Source organism: Engelhardtia mirabilis (assembly GCF_007748095.1).
Lineage (GTDB): Bacteria > Planctomycetota > UBA1135 > UBA1135.
Map to the genome: position 1 here is coordinate 791,681 of NZ_CP036287.1, position 17,516 is coordinate 809,196.

12 protein-coding genes are annotated in these 17,516 nt (G+C 71.3%); 3 read left to right on the top strand and 9 right to left on the bottom strand.

Features of this window, described 5'->3' with window-relative positions; all coding sequences use genetic code 11:
- Positions 1-2: 2 nt before the first annotated feature.
- The 4 genes from Pla133_RS02930 to Pla133_RS02945 all read right to left on the bottom strand — a co-directional run bounded on the left by Pla133_RS02930 (position 3) and on the right by Pla133_RS02945 (position 5,360).
- The gene (locus tag Pla133_RS02930) at positions 3-992 is read right to left on the bottom strand and encodes an AAA family ATPase (RefSeq protein ID WP_145062263.1); all 990 of its coding nucleotides are present in this window, start codon (positions 990-992) and stop codon (positions 3-5) included.
- A 113-nt stretch (positions 993-1,105) separates the two neighbouring features.
- Positions 1,106-3,055 carry an O-linked N-acetylglucosamine transferase family protein gene (locus Pla133_RS02935; RefSeq protein ID WP_145062266.1) on the bottom strand — a complete coding sequence of 650 codons (1,950 nt, stop codon included), beginning with the start codon at positions 3,053-3,055 and terminating at the stop codon, positions 1,106-1,108.
- Between the two features lie 167 nt (positions 3,056-3,222).
- The gene (locus Pla133_RS02940) at positions 3,223-4,467 is read right to left on the bottom strand and encodes a Gfo/Idh/MocA family protein (RefSeq protein WP_145062268.1); all 1,245 of its coding nucleotides are present in this window, start codon (positions 4,465-4,467) and stop codon (positions 3,223-3,225) included.
- Positions 4,464-5,360: a formylglycine-generating enzyme family protein gene (locus Pla133_RS02945; protein ID WP_145062270.1), complete on the bottom strand. Its 897-nt coding sequence runs from the start codon at positions 5,358-5,360 to the stop codon at positions 4,464-4,466. Before Pla133_RS02945 ends, Pla133_RS02940 begins: the two co-directional genes overlap by 4 nt.
- Before the next feature lie 135 nt (positions 5,361-5,495).
- Here Pla133_RS02945 and ansA point away from each other — a divergent pair, with 135 nt between their 5' ends.
- Positions 5,496-6,515 carry an asparaginase gene (gene ansA, locus Pla133_RS02950; protein WP_145062272.1) on the top strand — a complete coding sequence of 340 codons (1,020 nt, stop codon included), beginning with the start codon at positions 5,496-5,498 and terminating at the stop codon, positions 6,513-6,515.
- A gap of 99 nt (positions 6,516-6,614) precedes the next feature.
- Here ansA and Pla133_RS02955 read toward each other — a convergent pair whose 3' ends face one another.
- Positions 6,615-7,547, bottom strand: coding sequence for a hydroxypyruvate isomerase family protein (locus Pla133_RS02955; protein WP_145062275.1), 933 nt, complete (start codon positions 7,545-7,547; stop codon positions 6,615-6,617).
- A gap of 52 nt (positions 7,548-7,599) precedes the next feature.
- A complete protein-coding gene (locus tag Pla133_RS02960; protein ID WP_419192067.1) occupies positions 7,600-8,847 on the bottom strand; it encodes an MFS transporter in 1,248 nt (415 codons plus the stop codon).
- 216 nt (positions 8,848-9,063) lie between these two features.
- On the opposite strand from Pla133_RS02960, the gene Pla133_RS02965 reads away from it, so the two are divergent.
- The gene (locus Pla133_RS02965; RefSeq protein WP_145062279.1) at positions 9,064-12,144 is read left to right on the top strand and encodes a sigma-70 family RNA polymerase sigma factor; all 3,081 of its coding nucleotides are present in this window, start codon (positions 9,064-9,066) and stop codon (positions 12,142-12,144) included.
- Positions 12,145-12,222: 78 nt separating this feature from the next.
- Here Pla133_RS02965 and pap read toward each other — a convergent pair whose 3' ends face one another.
- Positions 12,223-13,692: a polyphosphate:AMP phosphotransferase gene (gene pap, locus Pla133_RS02970; RefSeq protein WP_145062281.1), complete on the bottom strand. Its 1,470-nt coding sequence runs from the start codon at positions 13,690-13,692 to the stop codon at positions 12,223-12,225.
- A 212-nt stretch (positions 13,693-13,904) separates the two neighbouring features.
- On the bottom strand, positions 13,905-14,480 hold the full coding sequence (locus tag Pla133_RS02975; protein WP_145062283.1) for a Maf family protein: 576 nt from the start codon (positions 14,478-14,480) through the stop codon (positions 13,905-13,907).
- 68 nt (positions 14,481-14,548) lie between these two features.
- Between Pla133_RS02975 and Pla133_RS02980 the strand changes: the two genes are divergently transcribed.
- Positions 14,549-16,144, top strand: coding sequence for a S41 family peptidase (locus Pla133_RS02980; RefSeq protein WP_145062285.1), 1,596 nt, complete (start codon positions 14,549-14,551; stop codon positions 16,142-16,144).
- A 13-nt stretch (positions 16,145-16,157) separates the two neighbouring features.
- Here Pla133_RS02980 and Pla133_RS02985 read toward each other — a convergent pair whose 3' ends face one another.
- Positions 16,158-17,498: a right-handed parallel beta-helix repeat-containing protein gene (locus Pla133_RS02985; RefSeq protein WP_145062287.1), complete on the bottom strand. Its 1,341-nt coding sequence runs from the start codon at positions 17,496-17,498 to the stop codon at positions 16,158-16,160.
- Positions 17,499-17,516 lie beyond the last annotated feature (18 nt).

The following is a 17,516-nucleotide window of genomic DNA, read 5'->3' on the forward strand; positions in this document are numbered from 1 at the left end:
GATCAGCGCGGCGGCGCCGGGATCTCTTCCAGGAGTTCCGCGACCAAGCGCGCCCCGTCGGCGTGGTCCCCGGCGATCGGAGAGGGCACCACGCGGTGACCCAGCACCGCCGGTGCGAGGCGCTTGATGTCGTCGGGCACGACGAAGTCACGCCCCGCCACCAGGGCCGCGGCGCGGCTGGCGCGGGCCAGGCCGATCGACGAGCGCGGGCTGGCACCCAAGAGGAAGCGCGAGTCCTCGCGCGAGCGCGTGACCAGGTCGAGCACGTAGTCGATCAGAGCGTCGTCGAGCCGCACGCGGTCGACCGACGCGCGCAGGGCGTTCAGTGCGTCCAGATCGAGCACGGCGCCCAGGTCCTCGACGGCGTCGCAGGCGCGAGGGTCGGAGAGCAGGATGCGCTCCGCCTCGCGGCCCGGATAGCCCAGGCGCAAGCGGATCAGGAAGCGATCGAGTTGCGATTCGGGCAGGGGGTACGTGCCCTCGAACTCGAGCGGGTTCTGGGTCGCGACCACGAAGAAGGGCGAGGGCAGCGGGCGCGTTTCGCCGTCGATCGAGACGGCGCCCGTGTTCATGCACTCGAGCAGGCCCGACTGGGTTCGCGGTGTCGCGCGGTTGAGCTCGTCGGCCAGCACCACGTGGGCGAAGATCGGCCCTCGCTGGAACTGGAAGGCGCCGGCGCGCTCGGACCAGACCGAGCAGCCGAGCACGTCCGCCGGCAGGAGGTCGGCGGTGAACTGCACGCGCCGGAAGCTGGCGTCGACGGACTTGGCCAGGGCCCGGGCGAGGGTGCTCTTGGCGGTGCCGGGCACGTCCTCGATCAAGAGGTGCCCGCCGGCGACCAGGGCGGTGACGGCCAGCTCCACGGCCTCGCGCTTGCCGCGCACCGCACGCTCGACGTTGGCCACGACGCGCGCGATCGAATCGCGGTCGGCCGTCGAACTCGTCCCCGACGCGGCGCGCGCCGTCCCCCGCTCGTCCGCCTCTTGGACCATCGGCCGAGGGTAACCCGGATCGGCGGTGCGGTAACGCCCCCGCCCGAACGAGAGCGCGCCGCCCGAGGTCTGTCTCGGACGGCGCGCATCAGCTTCTCAGGGGGAATGTTCGGTCAGCTCGCGAGGCGTGGGGCCTGCGCCGCGGCGGCCGCGTCGGCGCAGCGCAGCGGAGCACCGGGGGCGGACTGGCGCGGGCCGAGCTGGCGCGCGAGGGCGATGGCGTCGCCCACGTTTCGGGGCAGCTCGGGATCGATCAGGGCCGCGAGCACCCGCTCGCGCGTCAGGTTCGCCCGCAGTTGGATCCGCAGGGACGCGTCGGCGACGAGCGCGCTGGCCACCTCGACGTACTCGGCCAGGCTCTTCGCGATCAGGCCCTCGGGCAGGCCCAGGCGACGCAGGATCGCCGCGCCGACTCGGTTGCGAGCGCAGTCGCCCTCGATCGTGACCACCGGCATGCCGGCGCAGAGGGCTTCAACCAGCGCGCCCAACCCGCCGTAGGGGTAGGTGTCGAGGTAGAGGTCGCCTTCGACCAACAGGTCGGTGAGCTCCTGGCGATCGATGAACGGCACCAGCAGCGCGTCGCTGCCCTCCTCGAAGTGCGCGGCCAGGTGCGGCTCGATGCGGTGGGCACTGGAGTCGTCCACGCTGGGGAAGAAGTGCAGGATGGCGCGGCCGCCGGAGCGCTTCAGGATCTCGTTCCAGGCGTCGAGCACCGGACCGCAGAGCTTGTCGTGGGTCGCGGTCGACATGAGCAGCACCTGCTCGGCGTCGAGCGCCCTCTCGCGCGGCTCGCGCGGGGTGGGCGGGGCGGTGATGTCGAGCCCGAGGCCGGGCACCGTGATCACCTGCTCGCTGAATTCCGAGCCGTCACCGACGAGGTCCTCGCCGACGACGATGTAGTCCATCTGACTCGAGCCGCTGGTCATGCCGTCGGCGCCGAGGCTGATCTGCACCCGCGCCAGGCGTTGGCCGGCGAGCCAGCGGTTGGCGATGCCGAGGGAGACGTGGGGGTAGACCAGGGCGTCGAGGTTCTCGGCGCGGATCGCGGCGGCGCTGGCCGCCAGCCCCTGGAAGCTGCTCGCAGCGGGCAGCCCGAGCACGTCGGTCGACTCCGAGCGCCAACCGTCGGGGAGGTTCTTGTACGAGCGCTCCACGTCCTCCGAGGCGATCACGCCGCGCGCGCCGGCGCCACGCAGGCTCTCGGTGACGCGGCCGGTGCGGCGATCGATCTTGCCACCGGCACCGGCGGCTTCGAGCATCACGGCGACGTCCGCGCCGTGGCTCGACGATCCATTCGGCGCGAAGCCGGCGGCGGCGAGGGCCGGACCGATCACGCTGCGATCGAGCGCCTCTACGAAGGCCCGCGGCGAGGACTCGTCGAGGGCCGCGCGGTAGGCCAGGGAGGTGAAGCCGATCTGGGCGCCGATCGGGGGCGCGTCGCAGCCGTGGACGCGAGCGAAGGCGTCGCGGGCGATGCGTTGGTTCTCGAGCGCGGACGCGTCGAGTTGGTGTTCGGGGCTCGCGAGGTACGAGGCCAAGAGCCAACTGGCCAGGAAGCCGCGCAGCTCCGGCGCGCAGGCCTGGTGCAGCCCCGCGTAGTCGATGGGGGAGTTGGCGTCGGTCAACAGGCACACGTGCGCCAAGCTGCGGGCCTGGCGATCGAGGGGTGCCTGGGCGAACAGGGCCGGATCGAGGGCGCTGCCCGGGGTGTCGACCACGGCCGAGCCCGCCAGTCGCAAGAGCGCGGCGTTGCCGGCCAGGCCGGGGACGGCCAGGCCATTCGGGCCCTCGAGCAGCAGCTCGCGCCAGGCGCCCGCGGCACTCTCGCCGAACCAGAACTGGAGCACCGCGCTGGTGGCGACCTCGAGGGTCGTGCGCAGCGCGCGCCGTGCCGACTCGTCGCCGAGGTTCAGCACTGCCCGCAGTCCGGGTGCATAGAGTTCGCGCAGGGCATCGAGCCCGCTGGCGCGGTCACCGGCGATCCAAGCCTTCTGAAGTCGGCTGGCCGCCAGGGCCCGGTCCATCGCGTCGCGCTTGGGGTCCATCGTCATCGAAGAGTCCATCGGGGGGTGTTGCTCCGGTTTGGAGCGCTCCGACGGTCCCTTCGACGAGCACCCGGGGATCCTTGAGGGGGCGGGAAACGCTTTCCCGCGCCTGGGTAGACGTGCGTCAGGTGCCGGGCACAAAACCGCCGCCTGACGAACGCCTACCCAGGCAAGAGCCCGTTCCCTCAGGAGAACTGGGTCAGCCCGGGCATCGGCACCGGAGCCACCGCCAGGTCGCCGAACTCGTAGGCCGGCGGCGAGAGGTCCTCGGTCGAGTTCAGGGCCTGCTCGAAGGTGATCTTCTTGCCGGTGTAGGTCGACATGCGGCCCATGATCGCGGACAGGGTCGACTCGGCCACGCGCTTGGCCTCGTTCAGCGGCTCGCCCGCGCGGATGCTCGCGATCAGGTCGGCGTGCTCCTGCTGGTAGGGGCTGATGCCGTCGCCGTCATAGCGCCAGTTGGTCGCGCCGCGGATCGTCCCACCCGGATCGGCGACGCCCTTGGTGCCCACGACGCGCTCGCCGACGCGACTGGCCGTGTTGTCGATCTGCCGGCAGGAGCTCTGGATCAGCACGCCGCCGGGGTACTCGAACTCGATGCTGAAGTGATCGAAGATCTGGCCGTAGGCCGGGTCGGTGCGCACCTGACGACCGCCCAAGCCGACGCAACTCACCGGCGTCGAGCCCAGGGCCCAGTTCATCACGTCGATGTTGTGGATGTGCTGCTCGCAGATGTGGTCGCCCGAGAGCCAGGTGAAGTACAGCCAGTTGCGCAGCTGCCACTCCATGTCGCTCCACTCCGCCTGGCGCGGGTGCATCCACAGGGAGCCCTGGTTCCACCAGCACTGGCCGCCGACGATGTCGCCGATCTCGCCGTCGTGGATGCGCTGCATCGTCGCCAGGTAGCTGGCCTGGTGGCGGCGTTGTGTGCCGGAGACGATCGCCAGGCCCTTGAGCTTGGCCATCTCGCCCGACTCGATCACCGAGCGCACGCCGGGACCGTCCACGGCCACGGGCTTCTCCATGAAGACGTGCAGCCCGCGCTCGACCGCTGCGCGCAGCATCCGTGGGCGGAAGTGGGGCGGCGTGGCCAGGATGACCACGTCCACGCCGGCGTCCATGACCCGCTCGAAGGCGTCCCAACCCGTGAAGCAGCGCTCGTCCGCGATCGCGTTGCCGTGCTCGGCCAGACGAGCCTTGGCGTCGTTCACGCGCTGCTCGAACAGGTCACCGAGGGCGTAGACCTCGACGCCCTCGGACGAGTTGATGCAGTCGAAGGCGGCGCCCGTGCCGCGCCCGCCGCAGCCGACCACGCCCACCCGCAGGGTCTCGCGCGGCGCGGCAAAGGCGAAGTGCGACAGGGGCAGGGTCGCCGCGCCTGCGGCGGTGGACTTGAGGAGCGTGCGACGGTGGATCGGGGAGCGCGTCATGGGGTCTGCTCGTCGGTTCGGGGGGAAGGTGCGGTGTCGTCGGCCGGGGCCGGCGGCGGGGGCTTCACGCACACCAGGCGCATGCCGACGAACGGTCCGTCGGACAGCCACCAGGTGCTCTTGGGCTGTTGAGGGTCGGTGCGGTTCCAGGCCGGGGTCTGGAACTGGCGCAGACCGGGCGCGACCTCGCTGGCGAAGTCGTTGAACGAGCCGCCGCGCAGGACGAAGCCACCCTCGGCGGTCGTGCACCACTCCCCGACGTTGCCGAGCATGTCGTAGAAGCCCCAGGCGTTGGGCGCCTTGGAGGCCACCGGGTGGGTGCGATCGAGGGCGTCGTCGAAGGTCCAGGCCACCGACTGCAAGCCCGCGGCCAGGGGGTCGCCGCCGGCCAGGCAGGCGCGCTCCCACTCGGCCTCGGTCGGCAGCCGGTACTCGCCCCCGGCGACCTCGGCCAGCCAGACGGGGTACTTGGTCGCCGCCGGCGCGGTCATGCCGATCACCGGATGCCCCTCGTAGCCGAAGCCACGGTCGACGGCGCCGTAGGGCTTGGTCGGGCGCGAGGCCACGTCGACCTGGGGGCGGCGCTCCTCGGGCACGTCGAAGCGGAACAGCCACGGCCCGTAGCAGTCCCAGGTGAGCTCGGTGCGAGCGAGCCAGACCGTGGCGTCACCCGGCTTGGCCGGCGGCAGGGGCAGGAACTCGATGCTGGCGCCGTTGCTGCCGGGAACGACCACCGTGAAGGGTTCCGGCTCCTCGTCGAGGGCCACGGGGACGGGCCGGGCGGTGGTCGCCTGGGGACCGGCACTGGCGTCGATGGTCGGACTCGCGCAGCCGGCGACGGACATCAGGCCGGCGACGAACAGGGCGGGGAGCGAGGGGCGGTTGCGGATCACGTGCGGCGATGGGATGACGGCGTTGGGGCGCGTGGGGGGGCCGAATCTAACGACCCTGGGGCCGGCGTGGGTCCGCAAGCTCGGCCCGACAGCAGTGTTGTTCGGGCCGGGCCCCCGTGGGAGGCTCTTCGGTCCATGTCCGGGAAGCGGATCTACATCGCCTACACCGGCGGCACCATCGGAATGCGCGAGGGCCCCCAGGGCTTCGCGCCCGCCGCGGGTTTCTTCGAGGCGCAGATGCGGCAGATGCCCGAGCTGCTCGCGCCGCAGATGCCAGCCTTCGACGTGGTCGAGTACTCGCCGCTGCTCGATTCGGCGGACATGTCGCCGGACGACTGGCTGCGGATCGCGCGGGACGTCCAGGCTCACTACGACGACTACGACGGCTTCGTGGTGGTGCACGGCACGGACACGATGGCGTACACCGCCTCGGCCCTGTCTTTCATGCTCGAGGGCCTGGCCAAACCGGTGGTGTTGACCGGCTCGCAGATCCCCCTGTGCGAGACCCGCAACGACGCGCGCAACAACCTGATCACGGCGCTCGAGGTCGCGGCCAACCACGCGGTGCCGGAGGTGACCCTGTGCTTCGGCGATGCGTTGATGCGCGGCTGCCGCGCGCGCAAGGTCGACGCCAGCGGCCTGGCGGCGTTCGCCTCGCCCAACTTCCCGCCCCTCGGGCACATCGGCAGCCGAATCGAGATCGATCAGTCGCGCGTGCGGCGGCCGGAGTCAGGGGCGACGTTGCGGGTGCAGGCCATCGGCGGCCCTCACGTGGGCGCCCTGCGCTTGTTCCCGGGCCTGCGGGCCAGCGTGCTGGAGAACATGCTCTCGGCGCCGCTCGAGGGACTGGTGCTCGAGGCGTTCGGCGTCGGCAACGGACCCAAGCACGACCAGCAGTTCCTCGACGTGCTGCGGGCCGGTTGCGAGCGCGGGATCGTGGTCGTCGTCGTGACCCAATGCCTGCGCGGGAGGGTCGACCTATCGGGTTACGCGACCGGGGAGGCCCTGGCCTCGGCGGGCGTCGTCAGCGGCGTGGACATGACGCCCGAAGCCGCCCTCGCGAAGCTGCACTACCTGCTCAACCGCGGCCTGGAGCTGGACGAGGTGCGCCGGCTGATCGGCGTCGACCTGCGCGGTGAGTTGAGCGCAGGCTGAGCGCGGGCTCGCGAGGGTAGCGTTGGGTAGGCGGCGGTCTTGTGCCTGGCACCGTACGAACGTGGCACCGTACGAACGCCTACCCAACCGCACCGCGAATCAGAAGTCGTCCGCGTGCCGGTAGGCCTGGATCAAGGCCTGCTCACCCTCCGCGCCGCCGCGGCTGATGCCGTGCTCCATTCCCAACACGCCCGTGTACCCGCGCGCGTGGATCTCCTTGAAGACGATGCGGTAGTTGATCTCGCCCGTGCCCGGCTCGTTGCGGCCGGGGTTGTCGCCGATCTGGAAGTAGGCGATCTCGTCCCAGGCCTTCCTGATGTTCGGGATCAGGTTCCCCTCGGTGATCTGCTGGTGGTAGATGTCGAACAGCGTCTTCACCGCCGGCGAGCCCACTGCCTTGCAGAGCATGTAGGCCTGGGAGATCTTCGAGAGCAGCATCCCCGGGTGGTCGGACCAGGGGTTGAGGGGCTCCATCACCATTACCAGACCGTGGGGCTCGAAGATCTCGGCGCCGCGCTTGAGCATCTCGATCGCGTTGGCGTGCTGGAAGTCGCGCTCGAGCCGCGGCTCCAGGTCGCCGAGCACGATCGTCATCCACGTGGCGTTGACCCTGGCTGCGCACTCCACGGACACCTGCAGGTCGGCCAGGAAGCTCTCCACGTGTTCCGGCGAGGCGGTCGAGAAGCTGCGCTTGCCGAAGGCGGTGCCGAAGTTGGCGACGAACACGCCCATCTGCATGCCGCGGTCGGCCAGGGCGCGGGCGATGCGCTCCTGCTCGGCCACGTCGCGACCGGCCATGCCGTTGTCCTCCCAGGCGCGGAAGCCCTGGTCGTGGGCGAAGGCGATCTGATCGACCACGTCGCCGCCGGCGAGGTTCTGGAACATCCCCCCGTGGGGGGCATAGGCCAGCTTGAAGGGCGCGTCGGCCGAGGTCAGGCGCGGGCCCGCGTGGATCGCGGGCGCGGCAGCGAGGGAGGCACCGGCGAGGGGCGCTGCGGCGGCGGCGGCGGCGAGGAAGTCGCGACGCTTCATGGGGAGTGGGGTCAAGGCGTGGCGGCGAGTGCGCGGGGACGCGCGGGGTGGGTCAATCTAACGGCGCGCGGCGCAGCTCGCGCGGCCGGGTCAGAAGCATCAGCGCCAGGGTGGCCACCGCGGTACCAGCGAAGCCGCGCAAGAGGCCGGTGAGGCTAGCTGCGCCCAAGTGGGCCAGGCCACCGGTCGAGCCAGCGGCCAGGGCCAGGGCGCCGGAGTAGACCAGGCGACCCACGAGGCTCTGGAACGAGAGCCAAGTCGCCCGCACCGACCCGTCCACGCGCGGATGGACGATCGCGCGCACGACCGGTTGGGAGAGGGCCTGGGGCACGCTGCGCAGGACGAGCACGAACGCGAGCACCGGGTGCACGGCCACGGCCAGGGTCGAGATGACCAGGCACTGGAGGGCCTCGGCCGCGAGCAGGGTGCCCGCATCGCCGAGCCTGGCGCGCAACCGAAGCACGAAGCGGCTGGCGAGGGCGGCCACCAGCATCGTCGTACCCAGCGCCAGGCCCGCGAGCAGCGGCGCGCTCATGGAGACGTCCGCTCCCTCGCGCGCGGCCACTGCCGCCAGGTAGGGCTGCAGGAACTCGAAGGGCACGTGGTTGAAGACCATCGACGCGACCGCGAAGGCCAGGATCCAACGCAGGGCCGGTTGGCGCAGGTGCCCGAGCATCAGGCCCCAGGTGGAGAGGTGCAGCTCGCGCTCCGCGGCACGGCGCACGAGGCGCGGCGGCTCGCGCAAGCCCAGCGCCAGGACCAGCGCGACCACCGACGCCACGCCGGTCATGGCGTGGGGCAGACGCAGGTCGATGCTGGCCAGAACCCCGCCGGACAGGGCGGCCAGCCCCAGGGCCACGAGGCCGATGCGCTGGATACGTGCCTCCTGAGCCGCCAACTCGTGCTCGCGCCGCGCAGCTCGCAGGCTCTCGAACAGCAGTGACGTGTCGGTCCCCGAAACGAAGGCGTTGGCCCCGGCCAGGCAGGCCTGCCCCACGGCGAAGACCGCGAAGGAGTCCGCGCCGGCTACGGCGAAGCAGCCAACGGCCTGCATCGCCGCCCCCACCACGAGGGTGATCCGTCGTCCGACCCGGTCGGAGAGGTAGCCCGAAGGCACCTCCAGGGCGACGCTGGCCGCGTAGTAGATCGAGGCCAGGACCAGCACCCGGTCCACCGGCAGTCGACTCTCGAACAACAGGAAGAAGCTCGGCAGCCAGAACAGCGCGTTGCGCGAGCCCTCGAACCAGGCGAGCCGCGCGAGGTTGCCCTCGAAGCCGCCCGAGGAGTCTCGACGGCCCATGGTTTCCCTCGCCTCGGTTCCGTCGTACTGGGCCATCGGGGCGCAGATTCTGCCCGATATACGTAACCTCGCGAGGCCCCGTTCGTCCCCCCTGGTGGGCGGGCGGGGGCCCGCGGTGGTTCTCGAGCGTCCGCGTGCCGCTTTGGAACGCAGCGAAGCACCGATCGAAGCGAGTTTTCACCAACGCTCCGCGGCTGGCGGCATGCCCCGGGTGCGATGAGCGACACCCACACGATCCCGATCGAAGCCCTGCTCGAGCAGGGGGCCTGGCTGCGCCGCGCTGCCCGTGACCTCGTTCGCGATGGCGGCGAAGCCGAGGACCTGGTGCAGGAAACTTGGCTCGCCGCCCTGCGTCGTCCGCCCGGGGCGGATCGACCGGCGCGGCCGTGGTTGGCGACGGTGCTCCGCAATGCCGGGCGACAGCGTGCCCGCCGAGCCGGACGGCTGCAGGCCCGCGAGACCGCGGTTGCGCAGCGGAGCGGCGAAGCCACGGAGTCCACCGATGACCTGGCCGCGCGGGCCGAGCTGTGCGAGCGCATCGCGGCCCTGGTGCGTGCGCTGCCGGCGCCCGAGCGCGACGTGGTCGTGCTGCACTACGTCGAAGGTCACCGATTGGCCGAGGTGGCGCGGCGACTGGGTCTGCCGCCCGGGACGGTTCGCTGGCGCCATGGACAGGCCCTCGAGCGGCTGCGTGGGAAGCTCGACGCCGATCATCACGGCGACCGTGGAACCTGGGTCCGGGCGCTCGCTCCCTTGGCGGCGGGACCGATTCGACTGGCGACCATCGCGGGGTTGCCGCTGTGGTTGGCCGCGGGCCTCATGGCACTGACGGTCGCATCGACGGCGGCGATGCTGGCGACCGGGACTGTGCAGGGAGACGACCCGGAGCTGCCAATGCCCTCCGCTCACGCCCTGGTCGCCACGGACACGGCCTCGACGTCGACCGCGCTTCTCGCCGCCGGCGGCGGCGTGGCCGCGCGTCGTCCGATCGGAGACGAGGTTGCAGCCGTATCCGCGACGACGCGGCCGGCGATCGTGGCCGGGGGGCCGTCGTCGTCCAGCTTGACCGTGGCCCACTTGCGGGTGGTCGATCAGCGCGACCGGCCGATTGCGGGCGCCACGGTCGAGGCGCGGGCGACGCTCCTGTCGATCGATCCGGCCTCCCTGGAGCCGGCCGCGCGCGCCGAGTTCGAGCGGCTCAACGCCGGTCATCGGGCGACGACGGATGCGGCCGGCGAGGCGACTCTCACCTCGACCTTGATCCAGCGACCGACGGAGGTCCGCATCGTCGCGCGCAATGGCGACGCGGCCTTCGGCTCCATCGAGGCGACCCTCGAGCCGGGAGTCGAGGTCGACCTGGGCTCGATCGTGGTCGAGCCCGGTGTGCCGATCCGCGGGTCTGTCGTCGGCCTGGGTGAGGCGGGGGCCGCGGGGGTGACAGTTGTGTTGACCGCCGTCACGGCCGACGGCGCTGAGGATCGCGCCGTCGAGCGTCGAGTGGAGCTCGATCGAGCGGACCAGCTCAGCGGCGCGGGCGCGTTCGAGCTCTGGGCGCCGCCCCTGGCCCTCGTCCAGGTCTGGGCCCGGCGCGGAACGGGCACTTGGGGCTGTTCGCCGACAATCGGCGTCGGCGAGGTGGGCCTCGCCATCGAGCAAGTGGTCGTTGCCCTCCCCGAGCCCGGCGCCGACCTGGGCTGGCGGTTCCAGGTCGTCGACGGCGCTGGCGAGCCGATCGAAGCTGCCGAGGTTCGCATCGAGATCGATGGGGTCGCCTGGACGACGTCGGTCGACACCGAGGGTCGGGTGGACTTCGTGCAGGTGCCCCGCGAACGCCCCGCGACGTCGGTGCGTGTGACCGAGGTCCGCGGCGAGTTCGCTTCGATCGAGTGGACCGGCCTCGCAGCCAGCGCCGACCTGCGGCGGGTCGTGATGGAGCCGCTGGCACGACAGCCGTTGACGATTCGGCTCTCGGATCCAGAAGGCGCGCCCGTGTCGGGCGAGGTCTCGGTGGGCCTGCCCGGGGCGATCGGTCTCGCAGGCGTTTCGAAGGTCGAGGGGACCCAGACGATCGAGATACCGGGCGACGACTGGGGCCCGATGATGCTGCGGATCCGCGCCTTCGGCTACGCCACGCAGAACGTCGGCGAGGTGCTCGCCAGCGACATCGCGAATCCGCTGGAGGTCGTGCTCGAGCCGCTCCCGATCGTGCGCGGTCGCGTGCTCGACCAGGGCGAGCCCGTCGAGGGGGTGCGAGTCGATCTGAGGGCGGCGACGGACCCAGGCTGGCTGACATTGGACGCCGGCTTCCCGCTGCTGTACCCGATCGAAAGCAGCGCGATGACGGACGAGCAGGGCCGCTTCGTCCTGGTCCCCGAAGCGCCAGGAGACTTCGTGGTCCAGGCGGTCCCTGCTGGCAGGCCGCCGGTGGCGCGCCGTCTCGACGGGCTGGAGGAGCGCTGGAAGGTCGAGGGCCTCGACCTACATCTCGAGTCGGGCGCAACCCTCGAAGGCCGGGTCGTCGATGAGACCGGACAGGCGCTGCGAGGCGTTGTGGTGGGCGTCGCCAGAGCGGACTTCGGGGGCTGGACGGGCCGTACCGATCGTGATGGTCGCTACCGGATCGAGGGCTTGCCCGCCGGGGCCTACGCCGTGGTGGTGCTCGATCGCGAACCCGGTCGTTCCAGCTCGACTTGGCCCACGACGACCGAGTTGGCTACGCCCGAGCTGCAGCTGGAGTCGGGGGAGCGGCGGATCTTGGACCTGCGAGCCCCGTCGCGCCGCCAGCGCGAAGTTCGCGGCGTGGTGAGCGTCGCAGGATGGCCCAGCTCCGCCCTGTCGGTGTCCATGGCCGCGGATCGCGAGGCCTACCCCTATGGCGACTACTGGAGCAATCGCGCGCAGGTCGACGTGGATGGGACCTTCGAGCTCGTCGCCCCACGGGCCGGCGTGTTCAAGGTCACCGTGTCCTCGGCCGACGGGGCCCTGGGACTGACCCGGTCGCTGCGTATCGACACCGAGCCGCGGGGCGATCTCGAGCTCTTCGTCGAGCCAGTTGCCGCGCGCCTCGACGTCGTCGCTGCCGAGGACGCGAGGGGGCTGCGCCTGTTCGGCGATGCGGGCGGGGGCTGGAGTTGGAGATTGTCGACCACGGCCCAGCAGATCGTCGCCAGCGGCGGGAGCCTGTCCTTCGCCGCTCTGCCGGGATCGGCGCTCCTCGAGAGCTGGGTCGACGGCGAGTCGACCGAGCGGGAAGTCGCCATCGCGGAAGACGGCTCGACTGTGATCGTCGCGAACTGACTGACGCAGGTTGATCGCCGAGAGCTCTACGACGACAACTCGCTGTTGGCCCGCTCGGTCGAATGCGCGACAGGGACTTCAGAGCTTGGCCTCGAGGGCCTTGCACACGGCTCGCAGGACCTCGAGGCGCGCGTGGTGCTTGTCGTTGGCGGCGATCAGGTGCCAGGGTGCGTGCTTGGCGTCCGTTCGCAGCAGCATCTCGTCGACGGCGGCGACGTACTCGTCCCAACGCCCGCGATTGCGGTAGTCGTCGTCGGTGATCTTGTACTTCTTGTAGGGCGTGTGCTCCCGTGCCTCGAAGCGGCGCAGTTGCTCGTCGGTGTCGATCTGCAGCCAGAACTTCGCGACGACCGTGCCGTGCTCGGTCATCTGGGCCTCGAAATCGCGCAGCTCCCCGAAGGCGCGGGTCCATTCTGCCTGCGTGGCGAAGCCCTCCACGCGCTCCACCAGCACCCGGCCGTACCAGGAGCGATCGAAGATGGCGATCTCGCCCGCTCGCGGCATCTGTCGCCAGAAGCACCAGAGGTAGGGGTGCGCGCGCTCGACCTCGGTCGGCGCGGAGATCGGCGTGACCCGATAGAGGGCGGCCGAGACGCCGCGCACCAGCCGGCGGATCGCACCACCCTTGCCGGCGGCGTCCATGCCCTCGAAGACCAGCACCGTCGAGACGCCCTTGTCGCGGGCCTCACGGGCAAGGTCCGAGAGCCGCCTCTGGAGCCTCGGCAGCTCCTTCTCGTACTCGGCCGGATCGGCGGTGACACCCATGTCCAACTGACGCAGGGGCGAGGCGGGCTCCGACGCATGGGCCTCGAGCGGCGGGTCGAAGGGTGCGGGCACGGCGCCGGCCAAGCGACCGGCGAGCCGGTCGCGCAGGTGTTCGAAGACGACCATGTCGCGGTGGCGCTTGTCGGTGCTCTCGACCACGAGCCAGGGCGCCCAGTCGCTCTCGGTGCCCTCGATCAGATGCTCGCCGTACTTCTCGATCTTCCCGTGGTGCTCGAGGATCGTCCGGTCGTACTCCCGGGCGCGCCAGCCGTGGGTGTTCTTGTCGGCACGGTCGAGTTGCTTCTCCAAGGCCTTGGTCGAGCTGTGCAGCCAGACCTTGACGATCGACATGCCACTGGCCGTCAGCACGCACTCGAAGGCGCGAGCGTGCTCGCAGCGCCGCGCGAAGCGCCGCTTGCCACCCTTGGTCAAGATCCGCTCGGCCACGGCGTGGTACGCCCATCCGCCCAGGTGGATCCCGATCCGACCCTTGGGCGGCAACGCGCGCCAGTAGCGCCAGAAGAGCGGTCGACCCAGTTCCTCCTCGCGTTCGTCGAGGAAGGCCTCGGTGTCGAGGCCGCGCGGGTCGAACCACTCGTGCATGCGATCGGTCAGTTCTTCGCAGGCGCGACGATCGTCGCCCATGATCAGGATCAGCACGGCGAAGTCGGCCGAGCGCAGATCGAACTGCAGGTTGAGGAGTTCGACGCGCAGGTCCGGCGTGCGCTGGTCGAACTCCTCGCGAGAGAGCTCGGCGCCGGTCTCGAAGTTGTCGAAGTTCACGGCGCCAGCATACGGGCTGCGCGGATTCGACGGCTTCGGTGTAACCCGCGCCGTTGCTGTTCGTCACCCCTGGTGGGCGGGCGGGGGCCCGCGGTGGTTCTTGGGGCGCTCACCCGAGGCTTTCGAACGTCGCACGGGCAGCGCCGAAGCCCCGCAGGAGCCCCGCAGGAGCCCCCGAATTGGCCCGCGAACGGACCAGGTGCGTCCCCGCCTCAGGGCAGGTCGATCCCGAAATCACCCAGGATTCGAACCGTGGCAATCAAGGGCAGGCCGGTGATCGCGCTGTGGTCGTCGCAGGCGATCTGCTCGAACAGCGCGATGCCGCGCTGCTCCAGCTTGTAGGCGCCGGCGCAGTCAACAGGGTCGTCGACGGCAACGTAGCGCTCGATCGCCGCGCGGGTGAGGGCACGCATGGTCAGCGTCGCCACGTCAGTCCAGGCGCGGCGCTCGCCTCCGCGCTGGATCGCGACGGCGGTGACCAACCGGTGGGTGCGGCCCGCCAGGCGTTCGAGTTGGGCGGCGGCCCGCGCGGGGCTGCCGGGCTTCGAGAGGACCTCGGAGTCCAGGGCGCAGACCTGATCGGAGCCGATCACCACGGCCTCGGGGTACAGCTCGGCCACCGACGCCGCCTTGGCCCGGGCCAGTGTCTGGGCCAGCTCGCGCGGCTCGAGGCCGCGGGACTTGTAGGCGTCCTCGTCCACGTCGGGCGCGACACAGTCGAACTCGAGACCCAGGCGCTCGAGCAGGGCGCGGCGGTAGGGCGAGGTGCTGGCGAGGATGATTTGCACGGGCGGGCAGGATAGCGGTGCGCAAGGGGTGGCGTGGCGCGGCGGCTCTGGCGAACATCGCCCGCGCCATGAACCCCGCGCCCCGTCGTCTGACCGTCGCCCTGACCCTCGCCTGCTCCTTACTGAACGCGGGGTCGTCCAACGCCCAATCGGAGCCCCCGTCGCAGGGCCTCGCCGAGCTCTATCCCAGCGATCTGGAGCCGACCCAGCCGCCTGTTCCGATGGGCTGGAGCACCGGTCCGCAGCACGTCCACCGTGTTGCCGGCTTCCGCTTCGAGCGCGGCGAGCGCCTGGTGGTCGAGACCGGCCCGGGCCTGGTCACCGTCGGCGTCCACCCGGACGGTCCCCTGTGGGCGGTGCTCGAGCCGGACGAGCCCGGCGCGATCGCGGGCGAGCTGCCCGGCGCCGGAGAGCACGTGCGCTCGATCTTCATGCGCTTCCACCCGGCGGAGCTGGGCGCACTGGTCGCGGGCGAGGCACTCCCCGCCGGCGACGACGACTGGCGCTTTCGCTCCGCCGTACGCCTGGCGATGGCCAAGCAGGCCAACTCTTGGGCGATGCAGGGCATGCCCGTGGTTCCGGCGCGGGGAACCGTGGTCCTCGACTGCGAGACCCTGGAGGGGCCGCGACGCTTCTACATGGTCCAGGGCGGCGGCGACGTCGAGTACCTGCCCGCCTTCGACACCATGGCCCTGCCGGTCGCCGCGCCGGTCGATCCCGCCGATGCGGCGGCGGCGTTCGACGAGCTGTGGGTGGCCTTCGACCGCGAGTACGCGATGTTCGGGCTGCGCGACGTGGACTGGAGCGCCCAGCGCGAGCGCTTTCGACCGATCGCAGCGCAGTGCGAGACCGTCTGGGAGCTGGGCTGTGTGCTGAGCGCCCTCGTCGCGCCCCTCGAGGATCGCCACGCTTGGGTCAAGGTCGGCGGCGAGCTGGTGCCGCACGAGCTGCCGGCCCTGCGCTACAACGCGAACTTCAAGGCGGTCATGGCGGCGCTCGAGCCGATGACCCAGCCGCGGCGCGGGATCAACTGGAGCCGGACCGCGGACGACTTCGGCTATGTGAGTGTCTCGGCCCTGGACACGGCCGACCTGGTCGAGCACTTCGACCGCGCACTCGAGGAGTTGGGCGACACCCACGGCTTGGTACTCGACCTGCGCTTCAACAGCGGCGGCGACGAGACCCTGGCCCAGGCCATGGCCGGCCGCTTCGTCACCGAGCCGACGACCTACGCGACCCAGCGCTACCGCGACGGGGAGGCCCACGACGACCTCGGCCCCTGGAGCGAGCGGGTGCTCGAGCCCCGCGAGTGGTGCTACCAGTCGCCGGTGGTCGTGTTGATCGGGCCGGCGGTGATGAGCTCCGCCGAGGGCTTCACGCTGATGCTGGGCGAGTGCCCTGGGGCGACCCTGGTGGGCGAGCCCACGGTGGGCTCGTCGGGCAACCCGCGCACCCTCGAGCTGGTTGGTGGGATCACCGCGACCGTACCCCGCTGGCTGGCGGCCGATGCACGCAAGCAACCCTTCGAAGGGCGGGGCATCGCCCCCGACGTGCTCGTGGCGCCGGAGCCGTCCGCGTTCACCGCCGCCGATCCGGTCTTCGAGCGCGCCCTGGAGCTCTTGCGCGCCGAGCCGGCGGACGCACGCCGGCCCGGCCGCCGCTGAGCCGGCTGCGAGTTCAGAAGCTCTGATTCAGGATCGTCAGTGCCGAGGGCGGCGCCAGGGTCAGCGCACCGCTCTCGACCTCGACCACCACGGCTTGCAGGGGCAGGGTCCCGCCCCCGAAGGTCGGATCCTGCAGGGGCACGGGGACCACTTGGATCGTCGAGCCCGTGGCGCCCAAGCTCCAGGGGCCGAGCACGGCGAGGGTGCTTGCGAGCACCAGGGGCGCCGGCTGCAGACCGAGGTCGAACCAGGCGGTGGCGGACCCCACCAGGGCCAAGCACACATCGCCGGGTTCGCCGCTGAAGGTCAGCCGCGCATTGGTCCCACCGCGCACGGGCGAGGTCACCACGAAGCTGCGCGCGCCGTGGTCCAGCTCCAAGACCTGATGGGCGGGCAGGCTGCCCACGGCCACGTGGACGCCGACGGCGCCGGGGACTCCACAGAAGCTGCCCCCGCCGCCGCCGGGCGCGGAGAAGTGGTCGCGCACCGTCAGGATGCTGGGCGCCATCTGGGCGAAGCTCACGTCCCAATCCACCAGGCGGATGCCGTTGCCTCCATTGCCCCCGTCGCCGCAGTTCTTGCCGGTGAACAGGTCGTAGTCCACGCCGCCGTAGCCGCCGAACCCGCCGTAGGTCTCGATCCCCGAAACGATCGCGGTGGAGTCGAACAGCCACAGCCCGTTGCCGCCCCAGCCGCCGCTCCACCAGTCGTCCTCGGGACCGCTGGCCCCGTGGCCACCGCGCAGCACGCTGTCGAGCACGGTTACGTTGCTGGAGATGGCGTGGATCCCGTCGCCCCCGCTGTAGGGCTCGGCGAAGGGCCCGACGTTGGTGCCGTTGCCACCGATCGCCGAGCAGCGCGCAATGACCACGTCGGCACAGTGCGTCAACCGCACGCCGTGGTGGCTCGGCAGGCCGAAGTCGAGGGGGCCGGGGGCCGCGGTCAAGGTGCAGTCCTCGATCCACAGGCTCCCGGCGCAGTCGATGGCTGCCAAGGCCGATGTCTCGGCCTGGTCGGTCGACAGGCCACGGATCACGACGAGCTGCCCCGCCGGGAGGTTCGCGACGCGCCACACGCCATCGGCCCTGACCGTTTCGTCCGACTCGCCGACGACGGTCATTCCCTTGCCGTCGATCGCGAACGAGCCGTAGAAGCCGCCCTTGACCAGCACCACGTCCCCGCTCGCCGAGGCGTCGACGGCCGGCTGGATGTCGGTGAAGTCCACCCCCGGACCACCGTCGTCGTCGACGATCCAGACCTGACCGGCGGCGGCACCCTGGGCCAGGGCGACGCAGGCGAGGAGCGGTGCGAGGCGCGGTGCGCAGAGGCAGGGCGAGGCGGGGCGAGCGCGCATGGTGGTGTCTCCCGGGTT